Genomic DNA, 19,809 nt, shown 5'->3' on the forward strand with positions numbered 1-19,809 from the left:
GATGTTGGGAGCGTGCTTCGTGCATAAGCAAAATTTCTGGGGATATCTGTTTATTATGCCGTTTCTCATTGGCCTTTTGATTTTTACCGCGTATCCCTTTGTGTATTCTTTTTATTTAACTTTTACCGACTGGGATATGTTTAACCCGCCCAAATGGATTGGACTCAATAATTGGTCCTTCACGCTAAAGCAAGAGCAGTTCTGGTATTCGGTTCGAAATGTCTTTTACTTTGCCCTTATTTTTGTACCGCTGCAGGCATTTATCGCTCTGATCATCGCCTATGTATTGAACCAATCCATTAGAGCTAAAGGCTTTTTTCGGGCTGTATATTTCCTTCCGGTCATCACACCTTGGGTCGCCGGCGGACTTCTATGGAAATGGCTGCTGGACAGCAAATTTGGGCTAGTCAATACGTTATTAGGTGAAATGGGTATCGGCCCTTTTCAATATTTGGACCATCCATACTGGTGGATTGTCATTGGTATCCTGGCTGTTGTGAGTGTTTGGAAAGGGATGGGGAGTGCCATGATCATTCTGCTGGCCGGTATGCAAAGCATTTCCAAAGACTTGTTAGAGGCAGCAGAAATTGATGGAGCAACGCGTTGGAAGAAATTTTCAAGAATCGTCTTTCCGCTCGTTTCTCCTATGGTGTTCCTTGTGCTAATCACATCTTCAATTGCTTCATTCCAAGCATTTGACGTCTTTCTGGTCATGCTGGATTCACCTAATATTGTTAAGGACGAATTGCTAACCACCAATATACTTATTTATCGCGATGCCTTTCTGTTATTTAAAATGGGATCCGCCTCTGCAATGTCATGGACACTCTTCCTCTTTATTCTCATCATTACGTTGTTCCAGAAGCAGTTCGAGAAGAGGTGGGTTCATTATGATTAAAACTCATTTTCTCAAAAACAGTTTGTTTTACTTTATTATTTGTCTGGGAGCTTTAGTGATGTTAGTCCCCTTCTATTGGCTTGTAGCGACGTCCTTAAAAACTGGAGGGGCCATACTGAAATTGCCGCCACAATGGTTTCCGAATCCAATCACATGGGAAAACTACGCTACCGCGTGGTCCAAAGTTAATTTTGCCCGTTATACCTTTAATAGTGCCTTGATTGTCGTGATTGATATGGTGGGTGTACTGCTATCTTGTTCGATGGTTGCTTTTGGGTTTGCTATGTTCAATTTTAAGTTTAAGAAGCTAATTATTATGGTTATGCTGGCGACGATGATGCTTCCTTCCCAGGTGACCTCGATTCCAACTTATTTTATCTGGAAAAACTTTGGGGCGCTCAACAGCTACTTTCCCCTTACGGTTCCAAGCTTTTTGGGAGGGGCATTTGGTATATTTTTAGTGCATCAGCATTATAAAAGTTTGCCGAGAGAGCTGTATGAAGCAGCACTAATTGACGGTTTCAGTCCGTGGGGAGTTCTATGGAGAATTTATTTTCCCTTATCGAAACCTGTGCTTTCAGCGCTTGGAGTATTCACATTTATAGGAGCATGGAGCAATACCTACGGCCCTTTGCTTTATCTGCATGATAAGAAGCTGTATACCTTGCCACTGGGTCTTTTGTATTTGAACTCCGCTGGCTCGGATTCCGTTCATATCCCGCTCATTATGGCTGGAGCTGTCATTATTACACTGCCGGTTGTCATCGTATTTTTGTTCGCTCAGCGACATTTTGTACAAGGGCTGGCTTCAACTGGGGTGAAGGGATAATAGCATTGCTGATAAAAGGGAACATTCTCTTGTCTGAAAATACAATTGAAGGAGAGATAGCTACATGTCGGAAGATTCAAGAATAAGCAGGAGAAAGTTGCTAGCTTCTTTGGGAGTGGCAGGTGCTGTATTAGCGACTGATAGTTTGCTTAAAGGCGGTGTGTTAGGATTAGCTGGTCGAACGGAACGCTCAGCCGCTGCGGCTGTTTACGGATCTGACCAGACAGTAACCGGCGCCGTGTACGGATCGAATCCTGTTGAACTCGATATACATGCGAATCTGATCACGGTTTCCACGGTTGCCGACTTGTCAACGAAGTCGATTGATGATGCTGCGCTTATTTTGGTTTCGGATCCTGATCGGGGCGGTATATTTTCTTACTCAACGAATGTTACACCGATAGATAACGGCATTGTGTTCGGCGCTTCCGACGGCAACAGATGGATTAGACTTGGCGGCGAAACCCAGCCTGTCAACGTAAAATGGTTTGGGGCAAAGGGCGATGGGACGACGAATGATACGGCACAAATACAAGCTGCTCTAAACGGATATGCAGCGGTCTATATGCCAGCATCTACATATTTGGTTTCCGGCCTAAACGTATCAGGGGGGCGGAAAATATATACAGATGGTGCTGCAACAATCTTAAAGCAAACAGCTGGAACGCCAATTGGAACCCGAATCTTACTGGTTGCAGGGAGTCAAGTTTCAATCGGCTTGATGTCCTACGAGGGAAACATCGCGACCGATACCAATGAACAAAATCATGCCTTGGCCATTATCGCAACGACAACGGATCTGGAAAATATCGAAGTCGAAGGCGTTATTGCCCGCAGCATTAGGGGTGATGCTCTTTACATCGGAGGAGGCTACACGGCGGACACGTTCAGGCCAAGAAATATTTCGGTAGGACTTGTTTATTCCGAAAATGTGTACCGCAATGGTGTAAGCATCACATCCGGAGAAAATATTCATATTCAAACCTGCAAATCGATTAAAGCCGGCTTGTTTGGGGTGGACATCGAATCCAACGCAAATAAGATTATAGGCGTTACATTCGGGTCATTGGAGACATCAAGCCTGGGAATCATAGGGCACGGCACAGAATCGCCGGCAACAAATATAAAAATTGACAATTTAATCATCGATGGATCGTTAAACAACGGGGTCATTGTGGACTATCCTACTAATGATGTACTAGTCAATAGTGGAATTGTGTTCAGAAATGCTATGAATAATGAATTTGGCACTGTAAAAATATCCAATACGAGCAGATATGCAATCGAATCGTTAAAATCCGGCACTCAAGACGGCTATTGCGATACTATCGTTTTTCATTCACTCCATATTGAAAGCTGTGCATTAACGGACTCATCAGCGCTAGGGTATATAGTTACAGGAGCCATTAATAATTTTATTGTGCATTCCGGATCAGCGCTTTTTGCCAGCGGAGAAACAACAAAGGCATTGTTGTTTAATTGTAAATCGCAAACTCCTTTGAAAATAAACAATTTTACGCTGACAAACGGAGTTTTCGGCAGAGAAGTTTGGGCACATATCTACAAATGCAGAATAAATGTTCCAGATGCAAATGTATTAACAAACGCCAAAGCAGGTTCAATTCTGAGCGGCTGCACGATTGTTTCTTGTTTGAGGCTGTTAAGCTACTGCGAGACTTGTGTCATCGAATATAACGACATTTCTTATACGTTTGCCCTGTATGTGAATAATACCTATTCCAGACATTATGAGCTCGGCAATAAAATTAACGGGATCCAAAATGTAGTTGTAACAGGTGTTTCATACCCGACTGCGGGAACCTGGTTAAAAGGCGATCGGGTTAATAATACGAATCCGACGATTGGACAGCCGATATCATGGACGTGTACGACCGGAGGAACACCAGGAGTATGGTCGCCGGATGCTACTGCTGGTGGAGAAACGCTGGCTGCCGTTACGGCCAAAGGCGGTGTAACCACATCGGACGTTACGATTAATGCGGCATTAGCGGCCGATCGGCTTATGATTAAAGAAGGTGCTAATAAAACGATGGGGGTGGCCGCTCTAGCCTCTGGAACCGTTACAATCAATACGACTGCTGTAACTGTGAATAGTCGAATATTTGTAACCCCGGGTCCTAATGGAACGTTGAATGGAAGCGTAAGAGTTTCATCCATAATACCGGGAGTCTCATTTAAAATAACATCTACACATAGTCTGGACTCAGCAGACATCTTTTGGTTTATGGTGCAGGCTTATTAATCCACGGGCTATTTGATGATAACGATCTTTGGGGGATATGGAGGGGATTTATTGAAACGGATGGGTATGAAGGAGAAGGCAGTATGCTATTTGGTGATGGGGTGTCTTCTGATCCAGATGCTAGGGATTGGCAAGTCTGTACATGCTGCTGAAGAAGTATGGGAAGTGAATCTTCTGAAAAATGCAAGTATGGAAGAAATTGAAGGTGGATTCCCAGCTAGTTGGGATGCTCTTAACGGTTGGAATAACCCGGAGGTGGCCTATACGACGGAAACCTCCCATACAGGCAATACCAGCGTCGTTGTAGAAACCTATAAGACGACCAATCCTTGGACCTCGCAAATGGTTAATGTCAATGCGGATACTCTGTATGAAGCTTCTACCTGGCTTAAATCCTCTGGGATTGCGGGCAGAGGAGCTGCAATTAAAGTTGAATTTTTCAAGGCACCGGAGAAAACGAACGAGAATTACTTAAGTGGAGTTGAAAGCAGTTTTGTTCAGGATGTTACGGGAAATTGGCAGTATCTTTCTTTTCAGCTGAAAGCGCCTGCTAACGCCAAAGTTGCCTATGTGTATTTAAGGCTTTATGGAACAGGGAAGGTTTATTTTGACGATGCATCGTTCAAGGCTCTCAAACCGAAGCCAATGACGGAACTTGCGACGGATCAAATTTTTTATTATCCCGATCAGACAGAAGGAAATGTTAAGGCAAGCTTATACCCGGAGGGTGGAACCTATGGGGATAAACTCGCTGACATGCGTATTTCTAATGTGAGTACTGGAGCGGTTATTTCTGAGACAAGTAATATAAGAGCCGAGGAACAGCTGCAGATTAAGTTCGACCCGAGGAAAATGGTGCTGCAGCAGCCTTATAAAGTGGAGCTCACACTTAAAACCAGCCAACAGGTGGTCTTGGAACGGAAAGAAGCTACGATTTATCGCTGGGAGCGTCCTGCTGCATTAACCGAAAACGGAACGATTCTGGTAGACGGAAAGCCCTTCCTCCCTGTGATCGGATTTCATGTCTACCCCTACGAATATTCTAGAGTGAAGCAGGCTGGGGTGAATACGGTCATCGGGATCTCTACTTATGACCAGAGTGCTCTGAAGGAAGCCCTGGATATGGCGTATACAAACGGACTGAAGGTCATTGTACCACTTTATCAACGCATGAAAGTGAAGGAAAATAGGGAATCCACCCGAAGTATTGTGGCCGCATTAAAAAACCACCCTGCTGTTTTGGCTTGGATGGTCATGGATGAGCCGACAGGTAATCAGAAGTCTATGGAAGAGTTAGTTACAGCCTACACGGTTATTCGCTCGATCGATAACGTGCATCCTGTATATGTATATGTATATGAATCGTCAACGGATTATTTAGGGAACATGGCAAAAGTTACGGATATACTGGGTACTGGCGTGTACCCTTTGCCGAAGCAACCTATCACAGAGGTTGGAAATGTAGCTCGGTTGGCTCTATCCGCAGTTAACGGCATGAAACCGGTATGGACAAATGTACAAACGTATAGTTTGCCTTTTTCCATTGATTCCACATATTTGCCAAACATCGAAGAGGTTCGTTTTATGACCTATCAGGCATTACTCGCCGGTTCAAAAGGAATTGCTTATTATTCCTTTCACGACGATAGCTGGTGGCTGGAAGCATCTGAGCTTTGGCAGGGTCTGATCAAGTTCCGCGACGAATTGCAGCTGTTGTCCGAGCTGATATCTACAACAAAAGCAGCAGAAGATGCTGGGAATCAGGTTCGATGGGCACTTTGGAAAAAGGGCGGGGATGCGTATGCAGTAGTTATAAATGAAGCTCAGGAAGAGCGGCAGCTTTCCATTCCTGTTCCCTTTGCCCGGTTTCATGCAGAGAGGATTTATGGTGGCAGCGCGCTTCCGTACGATGGGAAAGAGGGTCAACTGCGGATTAAATTAGGTTCGCAGCAGGCAGCTTTGTATCGAATTTCTCCTGTGGAACTGAGTACGTCGACTATAGATAAGTTATTGAAGCAAGGCAATCAGCTTTCAAATGAATCGTATTGGCAATTACATTTGCAGCAGGTTTGTAATTATATAAAAACGGCAGTACGAGAGCTTTCCTCTGCGGCTCCAGATAGGAAAAAGGTGAACAAGGAGTTGTCGAAAGCATCCCTTGAGCTTGATCAATTGACCAACGGGTAAGGAAATCTCCGTATGTGCATCAGCGGGAAATGTTGAATCTTCTTGATCAAATCAAGAGTTTAGTGGTTGAATATTCTGCTTATTGAGAAAATGTTGGATAGCATGAAAAGTGACAGTCTAGTACGTATTTCACGTACTGGACTGTCACTTTTTAATTTGTGGGATCAGTCTGAAGAGTAATCAACAACTAACATCAGATAGGTGTCAAGCCGCGGCAGCTCAACTTCTACGTATTGTCCATCGTGTGCAAAAGGCAGCGCGTTGTTGGAAGGCAGCACCTTTACTTCAGTTGGCTGTTTATCCCCCAGCTTAACGCGGATATTAATCTTATCCACAGGTATATTAGGAAGCTCTTTTTGAATATTGACCGCATGTAAAATAAATCTATGGTTTTCTTGCTGATGGAATAAGGTGATTTCTACCGGTTTAGGAGCGTCAGATTCAAACCATACAGGTTTGTGAAGCAAGCTTTTAATTAGTTGAATAAAGCTTTTTCGCTGTTCTTCTTTTTCCATCAGTTCCAGAGGACCAGCTGCATAGATGCTTTTGCCTGCGCCATAGTGATTAGCAACGACAGCTGGATGAGTGGTGATGATTTCTGGTGGACTGCTGATGGCAGACGAAAATTGATGCACGTTAGCGGCGTTTATTTCTGGTAAAACAATGGTCGCTAGTGTTTCTGCTGATTCATGCGCACGAACCACATGCTGATGGCTGTTCAATGTTAATGGATATTTCTGTGAATAACCTGGAAGCATAAAGCTGCCTTTATCCGTAGGTGCTATATAGGTATGATTCTCCACTGTTTTTCCAACATACGAAACTCCAAGCAGTTCTGCAAGCATGAAATCATCATGACGATTCCCTTCATTGTCAAGCAAAGAAGTATTAGCGCTGGCGTAAAGACTGCCCCCTTTTTCCACAAAGCTTCGGAATGTTTCTACCTCTTCCTGGCTTATCACAAGGAGATCCGGCAATATAATTACCTGGTACTTATCCAGCTCAGCCATGCTGTAGCTATTGATGACACCAAATGAGATGTTTGCGTTAATTAAGGATTTAGCCGCTGTTAAAGATGCCATGAAATGAGGGGATACGCTCACATCAACATCCTTCGTCGCTCGGGTATTATCACGTAAATCAACCAAGGACTCGAAATTCGTGTATATCGCGACATCTTGACAAAAGTCCGAAGCTGGATCCAAATAAGGCTCAAGAGGAATGAGTTCGCTGAACAATTGACCCATAATGGCGTATGTTTTTTCGTTTAAGGTTCCGATTGGATCGATGGCGTCAATAAATCCGAAAGCTGCGTTATGTGAAATTGTAAGGTATAGCTGAGTGCGTAAATATTCTTTGGATTTCATAATCGTATGCTCCAATAAATTGGAATCGACTACGGAAGTCATAAATTCAATGGAGTGTTTAGGGTTAGAGCTGTGAAACAATTTACACGTATAGGTAACAATTAAGGGATCTGAGGATACGTCTCCGCTTAAATAATCATTTTGATTGAAAAATTGTACGTTGCCACCACTTTGCCAGCCTACTGAATAGGAGCTGACATTATAGCCCATGGAAATATGCGGTTTGATCTGCTTAGAAGCTTGCGTTAACATCGCTGTGAAATCATTTAACCAAGCTTCTCTTCTTCTTTGAAAAGAAACAAAGTCCGGATCCTCCCAGTCAATCGTTCTTGGCAGCTCGCTGCGTCCTGTTTCGTCATAGTATCTTTTACGGCAGCTTGAACAATAACAGATCGTTTGCGGAAGCAAAATCATGTCGATCCAGAGCCCATCAAAGGTGTAGTTGTTGCATAACTCCTCAAGCTGCTCCTTAACAAATTCCCGGTAGGGGGAGTTGATGCAGCAGACGCCATAGCGTCCTGGCTGGTCCCACATATAGTCCGCAGTACCTTGCCCCTTGGCATTGACAACCCTCCATTCAGGATGGTGATCATAGGCCCATTTCGACCAGATGTTATAGTATACGATTACATTCATGCCTTGATCGTTCGCGGCGGTGGTAATCTCTTGAATAACGTCTCTTTCCGCCAGCCCTTTATGAACATTTCCTGCTTTGGCAGGGAAGTTGGCAAGCCCGACACATGATGTAGCGTAAATATAGAAACTCTCTACACGGGCCAATTTCATTAAACGAATATATTCCTGGCTATCAAATTGAGATAGAAAACGTTCGTCCCAGTCCGGAATATGCATATCTACGAGACTTCGGCGATAGCTCTTTTCAAACCATTGTTTGGCCACAAGTAGCCCTCCTGTGATTAATTATATATCATATATACTATATGAAAAATATACGGTTTAACTGGTGTGTTGTCAATAGAAGAAATCGATATCTTTTTTCTCTGAGAGATTCTAAAAGATTCTAAAAACATATCGCAAGTGCTTGTTTGTTTATAGGATATATCTATTAAATAATAATTTTTAGGTATTTATTCTTTATAACACTCCTGTGATATGCTTTGTTAAATGGAGGAGGGGTTTGGGGATGAAAACAATATGTTCTGCTGGGGGATTAATCATTAAGGACGATCACGTGCTGCTTGTTAAGATTGCTTATGGAGTAAATAAAGGGTATTTGATGCTTCCTGGTGGCTGTGTTGATGATGGAGAGTCGTTCGAAGAGGCTGCTGTCAGGGAAGTTAAAGAAGAGACGGGAATCTATGCAAGACCCAAAAGGCTTATAGGATTAAGAACAGGAACTAAAGAAACTCCGAATGGCTTAGAGTTGGGTGTATATGTTGTCTTCGAGATGGAAATGGTTTCCGGCTGCTTAGTGGCTGATGGGAATGAAGTGTCTGATGTTCAATTTAGACCTATAGATGATGTGCTCGCTGATTCACAGGTTATAAGTTTGACACAAGAAATCATACTTTCCTACAGGAGCGCTTTGTCGAACTCAGGATTGTTTACATTGAAGAGTACTTTAGAAACAAATAATAAATATGTTGATTATCATGTGTACACTTTATTGAAGCCTGATTTTTAATATAATGTCTATCGCTTCAGATTTAAAATCAGTTTATTAAGTTCATCTAAGCTTGAATCAGTTGCATACTGAACACTTTTGATTGTATGCACTTTAATATCTTTTATTTTTGCTAGGACTTCTTTGATCTTGTCTTCATCTTTACCTTCGATCGGTTTTTCGTTACGCTTATTGTAATCGATCAGCGGTTTCGCTCCCAGGAGGCTCTCCTTTTTACATTCGCAAAAAACTCAGTCATAGCAAGGCTTTGGGATTATGAACTTACTCGAATAAGGTAATTTTGTGACCTTATTCGAGGATGGCAGCTTAAGAGGCGAACAAATTAAGCTCACGAGCTTAATTCTATCCACCTTCGGGCGAACTAGAAATTCCTAGGATGCTTCATCTAAGAAGCCCCTACAAGTAGTCGTCCAACGGATCCAGCCGCTCGTCCGAGACGAGGTGGAAGGGATCGAGCAAAGAGCGCTAAAGATCGTCTCATTCATAATTTCAACCTACTCAAAAGATAGGATGTACATAGGTCAGCGCTGCATTTCAGCCAATAATTCAGGCAGATTGTTGTCCAATGTCATTGACAGCCCTTCAATCATCCCCATCTGAATTGATGCCTGAAGCGCCTCTGCAGATTCGAACCGGTAGGAAATGGTAAGCTTGGTGCTGCCTTCAACTTCACTGAATACCACAGTAGCATGCTGCTCAGGAACAAAATTAGTCGGGTTTCCTAGTTCATCTGCGAATGTGCTTGTATAAGCCAGGCTGTCCGGACTGTTAATTTCCTCATAAATGGCTAAAGCCCAATGTCGCTCACCTTCAGGTGATTGCATGCAATAATGCCATTTGCCACCTACGCGAAGATCAATGTTACAGACCGGAATGGTATAAGGCCTAGGTGCCCACCATTTGGCTAAATGCTCGGGTTGGGTGAAAGCCTTAAATACAAGCGCTTGCGGTGCTTTGAATACTCTTTCCAGTACAAATTCACGTCCATTGATAACCGGCGCCTTACTGTTAGATGATTGTTGAGTTGTCATTTTAACTCCTCCTGAAACGATATTTTATTTGTTGATTTCAATATACCTTAAAAAGAATATTCCTGTCAAGGAATATTCTTTTTAAGGCTGCCTGCGGATATCCATTGCAGCATCCCTAGCTTCCACATGTGTCGCATCTACAGCAACGTTTTGGCAATGAGTCGTGAATAGGCTGCTTCACTTGGCGTAGCATCTGACCTGGTAAAGAGGCAGTGATATCGAAATTCTTCACTGGTTTCAAGGCGACTCACTAAATTCTTGATAAACGGCATTCCCTCCACGATACGGATGAAAGGGAATAAATCATCGCTCGATAATTAAGGGTCTCAGGTCAAACAGATCATGCAAAAAAATGATGGCGATATCCTATTTGATACTAATGAGAATGAAACCACTCTCATTTTGTCATTTAAGAAAGCACTTGTTTGAATCCTGCTAGGAAAACTTTGTCATAATATTGTCTTCAACCTACAGTTAAGCTATAATTAACAGTAATCATTTACCTGAAAATGGAGGAGCCTATCTAGGAAAAGGCTTCTTTTTTCTTTTTGGACTTAGAAGGGTTGGTATAGGGGATGGATTTATTTTTGCAGCTAGCGGTAGTTATTATCGCCACTAAAATAGCTGGTGATGTATCCGTCAGGCTGGGTCAAATGAAAATCGGCATGCATCGGCTGCTGTAGCGGTTGGTGGCATTCTTTTGCCCCTATTGTGTGGATATGTTTCGGGACTGGCCATTGGAATGGATCAAAGTCATGCGATTTTTCTTGGATTGTTACTTTCTGCTACCTCTGTTAGCATTTCTGTTCAAACCTTCAAGGAGCTTGGTCAGCTGAAAAGCAGGGAGAGCACGACTGTTTTAGGTGCAGCCTTGTTGGATGATATTCTTGTTGTGGTTGCTTTAGCGGTTATGATGGGGTTCTTAACAGCAAGTGAAGTTAGTTTAAGTCTAGTTATTGGGAAAAAGATTCTTTTTTTCTTCATTATCGGTATTATGATATGGAAAGTCATTCCGTACATTATGCGAAAGCTGGCTTTACTTAAAATCACGGAACCTGTTATGAGCGCAGCGGTTGTAGTGTGTCTACTTCTTTCGTATATGGCCGAATATCTGGATGTTGCCGGCATCATAGGGGCTTTTGCAGCGGGTATTGCAATTTCTCGTACGGAATTTAAGCAAGAAGTGGAAAAAAAGCTGGAGCCGTTAGCTTACACGATTTTTGTACCCGTCTTTTTTGTAAGCATTGGGCTTGCAGTGACGTTCAAGGGCTTGTCTGAGCAAGTTTTCTTCATTATAGGATTATCTGTGCTGGCTATTTTAACAAAGCTGATTGGTTCCGGTATTGGCGCCAAATTAACAGGATTCAATATGCGATCCTCTCTGGTTATAGGGGCTGGCATGGTCTCTCGAGGAGAAGTGGCCCTGATTATGGCGACAATTGGTTTAAATGCTGGATTGCTACTTCCTGAGCATTTTACGGCTATTATCATCGTAGTCATCATTTCTACAATGGCCACGCCGCCGCTGTTAAAGTTTTTGCTGCAGAAGTCAGATGAAGGTAAAATCGGTGATAGATGTTAAAGGGAGTGTCTTTTTTGATTAGAGTGGATATAGCCTCTGCATTAATTTTCGATGAATCCAGCAAAAAAATATTAATGGTTTTGAATAAGAAGGGTGACTCTTCGCAGTGGAGTATTCCAGGTGGGACGGTTGAAGCCGGTGAAACATTAGAACAAGCTGTGAAACGCGAAACTAAAGAGGAGTCGGGGTATGATATTGAAATTACCGGACTTTACTCGGTTAGAGAAGCACTTTTTTCAGAAAAAGGGCACCATGCGTTACTATTTACCTTTTTGGCCAACATTGTAGGGGGTGAAATGAATATCTCGGACCCGGATGGCGAAGTGGTAGAAGTGAAGTGGTTGGATCTTGAAACTGCAAATGAATTCATGACTTACCTGCCGGACCATTTGAAAATAAAAACTCAGGAAAATAAAACAGCAGTCTCATATTATTACCATGGGGCGGTGTGAACAAATCGACAGCCCTTTTGCTGCATGATCGGGTAAGGAAGGGGGGATTTTTGGATGCAGGGGATCGCATTATGTCGGCAATTTTTTGTTGAAATTATTGAGCCCTTGATGGCAAATTTTTCGTCTATTACATATTCGGCTGCTCTTATAGGTCCTGGAAGTGAAGTGCTTGGATATGATACTGAGATGTCGAGAGATCATGATTGGAGCCCGCGCGTACAGCTTTTTCTAAATGAAACAGATATCCGGTTTTCGGAAAATATCCGAGCCTTACTTGATGGGCGGGTTCCGCAAAGCTTTTGTGGTTTCCCTATCGATACCAGCATGACTATAATCACTACGGTGCCAAGATTTATCGAGAGCTGCCTCGCATTTGATATAAATGGGGCCATAGAGCCGGTTGATTGGCTCACATTTCCTTCACAAACGCTGCTTGAGATCACGAGTGGAGAAGTTTATAGGGATGATACTGGTGAATTATTAAAGCTGCGTCAAAGCTTAGCTTATTACCCACATGATATTTGGCTGTACCTAATGGCATCAAGCTGGCAGCGAATCGGTCAGGAAGAGCATCTGATGCTTCGTGCGGGTTTTGTAGGCGATGAGCTGGGCTCAGCGGTTATCGCTTCACGCATTGTTCGCGATGTGATGAATCTTTGCTTTTTGCTGGAGTGTCAATATGCTCCTTATCCCAAATGGTTTGGAACGACATTTAGAACATTAAAATGTTCAGAACTCGTAATGTCTCATCTTTGGACCGTGCAGACGGCAGCCACATGGAGAGAACGGGAGCAAGCTTTAAACAAGGTTTACACGCATTTGGCAAGCTTGCACAACAGGCTGGGGATCACAGAGAAAATTTCGGAGGAAGCCTCCTATTTTTATAATCGTCCCTTTAAAGTGATGAATGGCGAAGGAATTGCGGGTCTGATTGCGAGTGAAATCAAAGATACGGAGATTTTCCAGTTATCCAAGAAACGGCTGATTGGAAGTATTGACCAAATTACAGATAATACCGATTTCCGGCTGCTGAATAAGTGGAAGGATGGGGACGGGAAATTAGCTAGGAATGCATTGAAACAGATATATTTGGGCTAGGGAGGGCGAGGAATTTCTATGGTAACGATTAGGCCACTGGAGCAGAAGGACTATGATTTTTTCTTGGATATGCACTATGAGTCGATTTATATATTAGAGGGCAAGCCGTCAAAGCGGGAACTTCTGGAAGCGCCTTCTATCCGGAAATATAATGAGCATTGGGGTCGGAGAGGGGATAGAGCCTTACTTGCTTGGAGTGAAAATAAGCCGGTCGGGGCTATATGGTATAGATTATTTGATGAAACGAATAAAGGATATGGCTTTATCGATAATGAAACTCCAGAATTAGGTATCGCTTTAAGGGAAGATTTTCGGAAAATAGGAATAGGAGATTTGCTCCTGAAAGAGATGATTCAGCAGGCTAAACTGGACGGCTACAAACAGCTTTCTCTAAGTGTTAACCCGGATAATCTGTCTGCTGTTCGGTTATATGGGAAACATGGATTTGAGTATTGCGGCATGTCGGGGACGTCTTGGACAATGAAATTAGAACATATTTAAGGAGCTACTATGTTTAATGAGATAGAAAAATCAATTTGTCTAACGGTAATCCTAGACACTTACGTTTCTGTTCTATCATCTGCCGATATTCTTTTTGAAAAGAAAGCCAAGTACGACAAAGAGAATTGGCAGCCCATAGGCCAGAGTTAATGCTATAGGAGGCCAGTATCTGGTGAGCAAATCCATGGCACGGAAACGATCAGAGACAACCCAGTAGCCAAACCCGCCGAGAAGAAGCGATACGGGAATAAGTGATGACTTTCTGTCTTGTAGTTTTAAAACTTGTGTAACCACATGCGAGGCACAAAATATATACATCGAAATTTGTACAAAGATCGGTATAGCGAAAAATGCAATCATAAACATTTCATAACGACGGATAAAATGACCGAGTTCCGCGGCTCTTGACAATTGTAAGCAAGGTACCAAATATTGCCCCGTTACTTCAGGCGACAGGTTCCCGGTTTCTAAAAGCGGCCATATGAGAATGGCTATCCATCCCATTATAATGCCTGTTGCGCTTGATTTCCCCCACAATTTCACATCTTTAACCATTGGCAAAATGATGGCTGTCATTAGCGTAGCCACGGCCCAATCCGTGTCATTGTGTCGGCTAGCCTTGAAGGTATTCCAAATTCCCGATTGAAATACCGGAAGCAATTCTTTTATATCGAAATTTTGTGTCGACCCGAACAGTATCAGGATATTTAAAGCAACTACCGAGAACAAACCGATCAATGCAAGTCGCCCAATGACCTCAAAACCGTGATAGTTGGCATATAAGCCTACGATAAGAGCAACGATAATAAAAAGAGCGATGGGAACCTCCGGCAAAAAATGATCCCTTATATGATATACATAGGTAATCATTGTCGTGCCAAAGGCTCCACAGAAAAACAGAAAAAGAACAAGCCCGACGAATTTCGCGCCCACGCTTCCAATGAAAATTTGTGCCTGATCTATAAAATTACTCCCGGGAATTTTCCTGACAATGAAGACGGTCAACAGCATCATGCACAAGCCTTGAACCATGGCCATGCAAGTAGCCAGTAACATATCGCCGCCCGCCTCTCTTACAATAATCCCTTGAGTGATGCCAATTGCTTTGGGGTAAGCAAGGATAATAATAAGCGATACCAGCATGCCGTTAGAAATTTGTGTTTTCATTTTAAATCTCCGTTCTTCTTTGTCGCTCTTTGCAGCAGTACCGCGCTCTTAATGTGGGCATCGACCTTTATGGATACTTTTGCTTTCAAGAATTCTGCTTCCCAGTTCTCCCGAAGCTTTTTCCATTCATCAGGATAGCGATTTTGAAACGTTTCTCCCAGTTTAAGAAAATCGACTTTGTATACTTTTTGCGCCATTGCAACAGCTCTTGTTAAATTGGACTGCAGCTCTTTCGCTAATTCTTTCTCCAAATCCCCCCTCATATCTACCAATTGTGTCGCACATCCTGATTCCACTAAATCGGCTTGCGTCGTTAGCTTTACGTCGTATTTCACTTCCCCGTTCGCATAGGTTGGCGTTACTTTAAATTTTTGTTTTCTTAATTCAATACTTACGTTGCCGCCAGATTGGTCAGGACATGAAAGCGGAATCACTCCTGACTTCACTTTTTCTACGAAAAATAATAATCCTCTGGTTTCCGCAGGACTTAACCATCCGAGCATTTTATCCTTCTTAAATACGGCAACGCCGGATAGCTCAGCTTGATTCAACGTTTCAGACTTTTCTGGATTTTTGTTGGGAATTCCCCGTTTCGCCAACTTTAACTTGGCAAGAACTGGGTGGCTGCTTTCACTTAAATACGCTTCCTGCAGCCTCATTAAATTAGTCCTCGGGGCTTCCGCGAGGATTCGGTTGAAACGAAATAACTTGTCTAAAGAATCTCCAGAGGTAACTTCAATTCCAGTTTTTGTGGAGATCACTTGACCAGCCTTATCCGGCGTAACGACTATCCATGTTTTTAAGCGCAGCTCGTGATTTCGGGAAAAAAAGTCAATGATATCAGCAATTCCCGACTTTGCAACTTCTTCGCTTATGACAATGATAAAATTATGCGCCCAAAAGATGCGTCTCGACGAAAAACGGCCTAGATTGCGAATGGCCTCAAAAATCGTTTTGCCTTCAGCGCTCACGGAATAAATCGGTTCTCCCGTTCCGCCGGAGGGAGAGCCTGTCTGACCTCTCGCGTCAGCAGGACGCACAATTTGCACAGTTATTTTCATCGAATCCGGCACTTCTCCCTTATCCAGACCAACGGCAGCTACGATAGCAAGGTCGTCGATATCGGCTTTACCGAGGCATCCAGTAAGATGAACGGGTACAAAAAGTAGCAGTAGTGTCACTATCTGAATGCGCTTCATTGTTCCCTCCGGTTACGGCTTCTAATTTGTTCGATTTTCTTGCTCTGATTGTTGTTTTGTTTGTGGGGGATGCGGCATTTGACCATCGTTAATTCGATCTCTGTCACCTTGCGAGAAACCGGGTCTTTTTTTCATGCTCCACCAAGGAACCCGGACAACAAAATCTTTAAGATCTGAAGGGCGAAAAGGTATAATAGGACCAATGTAAGGTTCACCAAACGAACGTATAGAAAGTACATGGATGAGTACAAGAGTGAATACGGCTGAAAAGCCTAGCAAGCCTAAAATTCCGGAAGCAATCAAGATGGGAAAACGTAGCAAACGTATTGTAATCGCAGCCTCATAGTTGGGAAGCACAAAAGAAGATATGCCTGTAATGGCTACGATAATGACCATAAATGGTGAGACAAGTCCGGCCAGTACAGCTGCTTGTCCGATAACAAGTGTCCCGACAATACTTACAGCTTGCCCCATAGCTTTGGGCATTCGAAGTCCAGCTTCCCTGATAAGTTCAAATACAAACTCCAAAATCAGCATTTCCAATAAAGCGGGAAATGGAACCACTTCCCTTCCAGACGCGATAGATAAAGCGAGATCGGTCGGAATCATCTCCTGATGAAACGAAACCAGCATGACATATAAAGAAGGCAAAGTGAAACTAATGAATAAAGCAAAAAATCGGATCAAGCGAAAAAAAGAAGCGTTCCAATAGTTTGAATAATAATCATCCGGAGCTTGAAGATACTGCCAAAAACTGACCGGCACAACAAGCACATACGGTGTATTATCGATAAAAATGGCTACTTTCCCTTCCAGAATCGCTGAAGCGACTTTATCTGGCCGCTCTGTGCTTTGAATCGTCTTAAAGGGAGATAGCGGTGAATCTTTAATTAATTCTTCAATGTATCCGCTCTCCAAAATAGCATCAATTGCGATGCCTTCTAAGCGTGTCTTTACTTCATCGACAAGGCCTTCCTTCACCGTTCCTTTCAGATAGGCCACATTCACATCTGTTTTCGATTTTTTTCCAATTTTCATCGATTCTATACGTAATAGCGGATCGCGAATTCTTCTTCGTACTTGACTTGTATTTGTTCGTATGCTTTCGGTAAATCCATCGCGTGGACCACGAATTCCGCCTTCTGATGCGGGTTCCTCTATACTTCTTGCATCCCAGCCTCTTGTACTTACCAAGATCCCGTCTGTACATTGATCAAGCAAGATAAGTGAATCACCACTCAGGATACCATCAATGCCGTCCTCCATTTTCGTTACAAGGCGCAGGGAAGCATTAATCAGCAATTGTTCGCGGATAATGTTACCCATGTCATGAATCAAATCAGTTCCTTCCAGTTGGCTTCCATATACGATTAATGATTTTAAAATCAACTCAACCTGTGGTATGTCCACCAATCCATCCGTATACACGCAAAGACCGGAAAGTCCTGTGGTTTCGTAAAATACAAATTTACGCTTTTGCAAATCCACGCTTTGCTCCAATATTTGTTCGATCATCATTTCATTATCCATTAATCGGATCTGGAACTTCGCATTCAGCAATTGTTCGATGGACATTGACAAAATAAATCCCCTTATCTAATTAATCTCTATTATTTTTTATTTTCCATTGAGATTTGCTAATATCCAGCAAGCGGTATAAAACGGATCATATTGGTTAAGATGAGTGAAACACAGTTAATGGAGGTTCATATATTGAATTGGTATCATTCCTGGATCTATGAAAATGTCATAAATACGACTTGGTTTATGTATTCATTCGTTTACTTGATTTGCGGAGCAAATTTATTATCCCCGCTTATCTTTTATCTAGTCATGATCAGGAAGAAAAATTTCCGAAATGAATAACCCCAAATACTTTTGTCCACTACGAAGCTTACGATGCTAAATAGCCCCCACCTTGATAACAAGGTGGGGGCTATTTGACGCTTACGTGGATTGCCGACTTACAAACATACTGCGTAAGCCTTTCTAACCAAAATTCTAACTAAAAACAATTGAATATAAAATGTATAAATGATATAATTTCCCACAATTAATTAATAGAGTATTAGATGAGCTGAGCCGAGAATAGCCTGAGGGGAGCAAGCTGAGATTAGAGAGGCAGCTTGACATATTTCATATAAATAAATATATAAGCTGCCATTTGGCAGCTTGTTCCGCTATTGGGGTGAGGATATTGACGATGAGCAAAAAAGGTTCCAGGAAAATAATTGTGGGACATGAGGAATATAAATGGATAGTCACTCCTTCTTCAAAAGGCATTATCGCACTAATTGTTGAGCATGAAGAAGAGAAGGGGCAAAAAATCAAGGTTTTTCTGGAATCAGATGTTAACGAGTATTGGGTAGAGTTCCCCCATGTAGATAAGTTAAATATAAAGATCGTAAAACCAGCAGAGGTTTCCATGATTATTAAAGAGGCAATTGTCCAGGGGTGGACCCCAAGAAGCAAAGGCCCATTCCTGCTCTTTAACTGGATTGGGAGCACTCTTGTAAAGATTGAAATCTAATCAAAGGAAAATATACGGAGGTGTTTAACCTGCAATTCAAAATAAACCTGGAGTATACCCCAAGATCTCCAAGATCTGGACATTCCTTTACGGAATCAAGTCATGTACGTTCTGGCACTTCCTATACTTTTGATACTAATGAGGTTGGAATAGCACTTGTCGATTTGTGGAACTTTGGCTGGGAAGTGGGGCCCATTGAAAAGTCACTAGGATGGGAGCTAAGTACGGAAAGAGGAGCGTCTCATGCATTAAGGAAGAAGGAAATTATAACACAGCGAATTGCCCCTACCATCCAAAGGCTGCGGCAGTCAGGTATTCAAATCTTTCATTGCAACCATGCTGCATTTTTGAAGGATTACCCTCAATGGATGAGTTCAACTACAGAAGAGGAGCGAGATAGAGCGGCGGTTGAACATGAGGAGTCAGTAGACTCTTCAGCAGCAACAGAAAGTATTTTTCCAGAAATGGAATGGCAAAAAGAGTGGATGAGACGGCATGTGGATGATATTTTTAACCTTAGCTGGTCCCGGCAACAGGCCGAAACGTATTCCCAAATCAGGATACCTCAAGAAGTAGAACCTCTGGATAAAGACATACTCATATACTCACAGGAACAGTTTAATCGCAACCTTCGTGAAAGGGGGATTCGAGCACTCTTTTATATGGGTTTTGAGACTGACGAATGTGTGACGTATAGCGATTATGGAATAATGAATATGCGTTCCCTTGGTTATATGACCAATATTGTTCGGGATTGCACCACTACATATGAATCAGCAGAGACCGCTCAGGGGCTTTGGAGAACGAAAGTCTCTATTGAACTAATTGAAAAGAGATGGGGATACTCTGTGAACTCGCAGGATCTAGTACAGGCAGTTGAAAAATAAATTAAATCATTGGATAAATAGCTCAAAACCAAAATTAGCGGTTGATCAATTTGAGCGAGCGTAGAACAAGGATGAAAGTGGAAAAACATCTGCCAATCCTGTACGGTTGAAAGTCCTACCCAACAACAAAAGAGGAATAGACCGATGCAGAATCCGTATATCACAACGACGGA

The 19,809-nt window shown here is 42.6% G+C and carries 15 protein-coding genes and 2 pseudogenes; 11 read left to right on the top strand and 6 right to left on the bottom strand.

Annotated features, from left to right (window positions below; all coding sequences use genetic code 11):
- The first annotated feature begins 19 nt into the window (after positions 1-19).
- From J2Z66_RS29850 to J2Z66_RS29865, 4 genes are all read left to right on the top strand, one after another.
- Complete coding sequence (locus tag J2Z66_RS29850) at positions 20-898, top strand: carbohydrate ABC transporter permease (protein WP_209976414.1); 879 nt, start codon at positions 20-22, stop codon at positions 896-898.
- Positions 891-1,727 carry a carbohydrate ABC transporter permease gene (locus tag J2Z66_RS29855; protein WP_209976415.1) on the top strand — a complete coding sequence of 279 codons (837 nt, stop codon included), beginning with the start codon at positions 891-893 and terminating at the stop codon, positions 1,725-1,727. The genes J2Z66_RS29850 and J2Z66_RS29855 overlap by 8 nt, the downstream gene beginning before the upstream one ends.
- A gap of 64 nt (positions 1,728-1,791) precedes the next feature.
- Complete coding sequence (locus J2Z66_RS29860) at positions 1,792-3,990, top strand: glycosyl hydrolase family 28-related protein (protein WP_209976416.1); 2,199 nt, start codon at positions 1,792-1,794, stop codon at positions 3,988-3,990.
- A 51-nt stretch (positions 3,991-4,041) separates the two neighbouring features.
- A complete protein-coding gene (locus J2Z66_RS29865) occupies positions 4,042-6,177 on the top strand; it encodes a hypothetical protein (protein ID WP_209976417.1) in 2,136 nt (711 codons plus the stop codon).
- A 164-nt stretch (positions 6,178-6,341) separates the two neighbouring features.
- Here J2Z66_RS29865 and J2Z66_RS29870 read toward each other — a convergent pair whose 3' ends face one another.
- Entirely contained in the window at positions 6,342-8,444 is a 2,103-nt protein-coding gene (locus tag J2Z66_RS29870) for an alpha-amylase family protein (RefSeq protein WP_209976418.1), read from the bottom strand.
- 244 nt (positions 8,445-8,688) lie between these two features.
- On the opposite strand from J2Z66_RS29870, the gene J2Z66_RS43055 reads away from it, so the two are divergent.
- Positions 8,689-9,189: an NUDIX domain-containing protein gene (locus J2Z66_RS43055; protein ID WP_245375943.1), complete on the top strand. Its 501-nt coding sequence runs from the start codon at positions 8,689-8,691 to the stop codon at positions 9,187-9,189.
- Positions 9,190-9,710: 521 nt separating this feature from the next.
- On the opposite strand, the gene J2Z66_RS29880 is transcribed toward J2Z66_RS43055, so the two are convergent.
- Entirely contained in the window at positions 9,711-10,220 is a 510-nt protein-coding gene (locus tag J2Z66_RS29880; protein ID WP_209976419.1) for an SRPBCC family protein, read from the bottom strand.
- Between the two features lie 111 nt (positions 10,221-10,331).
- Positions 10,332-10,551 (bottom strand): annotated as a pseudogene (locus J2Z66_RS44175) (IS5/IS1182 family transposase); the annotation flags it as partial.
- Positions 10,552-10,795: 244 nt separating this feature from the next.
- Here J2Z66_RS44175 and J2Z66_RS29885 point away from each other — a divergent pair.
- The 4 genes and pseudogenes from J2Z66_RS29885 to J2Z66_RS29900 all read left to right on the top strand — a co-directional run bounded on the left by J2Z66_RS29885 (position 10,796) and on the right by J2Z66_RS29900 (position 13,853).
- Positions 10,796-11,802, top strand: a pseudogene (locus tag J2Z66_RS29885) (cation:proton antiporter).
- Positions 11,803-11,825: 23 nt separating this feature from the next.
- Positions 11,826-12,254, top strand: coding sequence for an NUDIX hydrolase (locus J2Z66_RS29890; RefSeq protein WP_312894832.1), 429 nt, complete (start codon positions 11,826-11,828; stop codon positions 12,252-12,254).
- Positions 12,255-12,308: 54 nt separating this feature from the next.
- Positions 12,309-13,352, top strand: a complete 1,044-nt coding sequence (locus J2Z66_RS29895) for a DUF4037 domain-containing protein (protein ID WP_209976421.1) — start codon at positions 12,309-12,311, stop codon at positions 13,350-13,352.
- Positions 13,353-13,370: 18 nt separating this feature from the next.
- Entirely contained in the window at positions 13,371-13,853 is a 483-nt protein-coding gene (locus J2Z66_RS29900) for a GNAT family N-acetyltransferase (RefSeq protein WP_209976422.1), read from the top strand.
- Between the two features lie 75 nt (positions 13,854-13,928).
- On the opposite strand, the gene J2Z66_RS29905 is transcribed toward J2Z66_RS29900, so the two are convergent.
- From J2Z66_RS29905 to J2Z66_RS29915, 3 genes are read right to left on the bottom strand one after another with little or no spacing between them, the layout of a single operon-like run.
- Positions 13,929-15,020 (bottom strand): GerAB/ArcD/ProY family transporter, encoded by a 1,092-nt coding sequence (locus J2Z66_RS29905; protein ID WP_209976423.1) that lies wholly within the window; start codon positions 15,018-15,020, stop codon positions 13,929-13,931.
- Positions 15,017-16,219 carry a Ger(x)C family spore germination protein gene (locus J2Z66_RS29910; protein WP_209976424.1) on the bottom strand — a complete coding sequence of 401 codons (1,203 nt, stop codon included), beginning with the start codon at positions 16,217-16,219 and terminating at the stop codon, positions 15,017-15,019. The genes J2Z66_RS29905 and J2Z66_RS29910 overlap by 4 nt, the downstream gene beginning before the upstream one ends.
- 21 nt (positions 16,220-16,240) lie before the next feature.
- Positions 16,241-17,794: a spore germination protein gene (locus J2Z66_RS29915; protein WP_209976425.1), complete on the bottom strand. Its 1,554-nt coding sequence runs from the start codon at positions 17,792-17,794 to the stop codon at positions 16,241-16,243.
- Between the two features lie 628 nt (positions 17,795-18,422).
- On the opposite strand from J2Z66_RS29915, the gene J2Z66_RS29920 reads away from it, so the two are divergent.
- Together J2Z66_RS29920 and J2Z66_RS29925 are read left to right on the top strand one after the other, a co-directional pair.
- Entirely contained in the window at positions 18,423-18,749 is a 327-nt protein-coding gene (locus J2Z66_RS29920; protein ID WP_209976426.1) for a hypothetical protein, read from the top strand.
- A 20-nt stretch (positions 18,750-18,769) separates the two neighbouring features.
- On the top strand, positions 18,770-19,636 hold the full coding sequence (locus J2Z66_RS29925; RefSeq protein WP_209976427.1) for an isochorismatase family protein: 867 nt from the start codon (positions 18,770-18,772) through the stop codon (positions 19,634-19,636).
- The last annotated feature ends 173 nt before the right edge of the window (positions 19,637-19,809 follow it).

The organism is Paenibacillus eucommiae (assembly GCF_017874215.1).
Taxonomy (GTDB): domain Bacteria; phylum Bacillota; class Bacilli; order Paenibacillales; family NBRC-103111; genus Paenibacillus_AI; species Paenibacillus_AI eucommiae.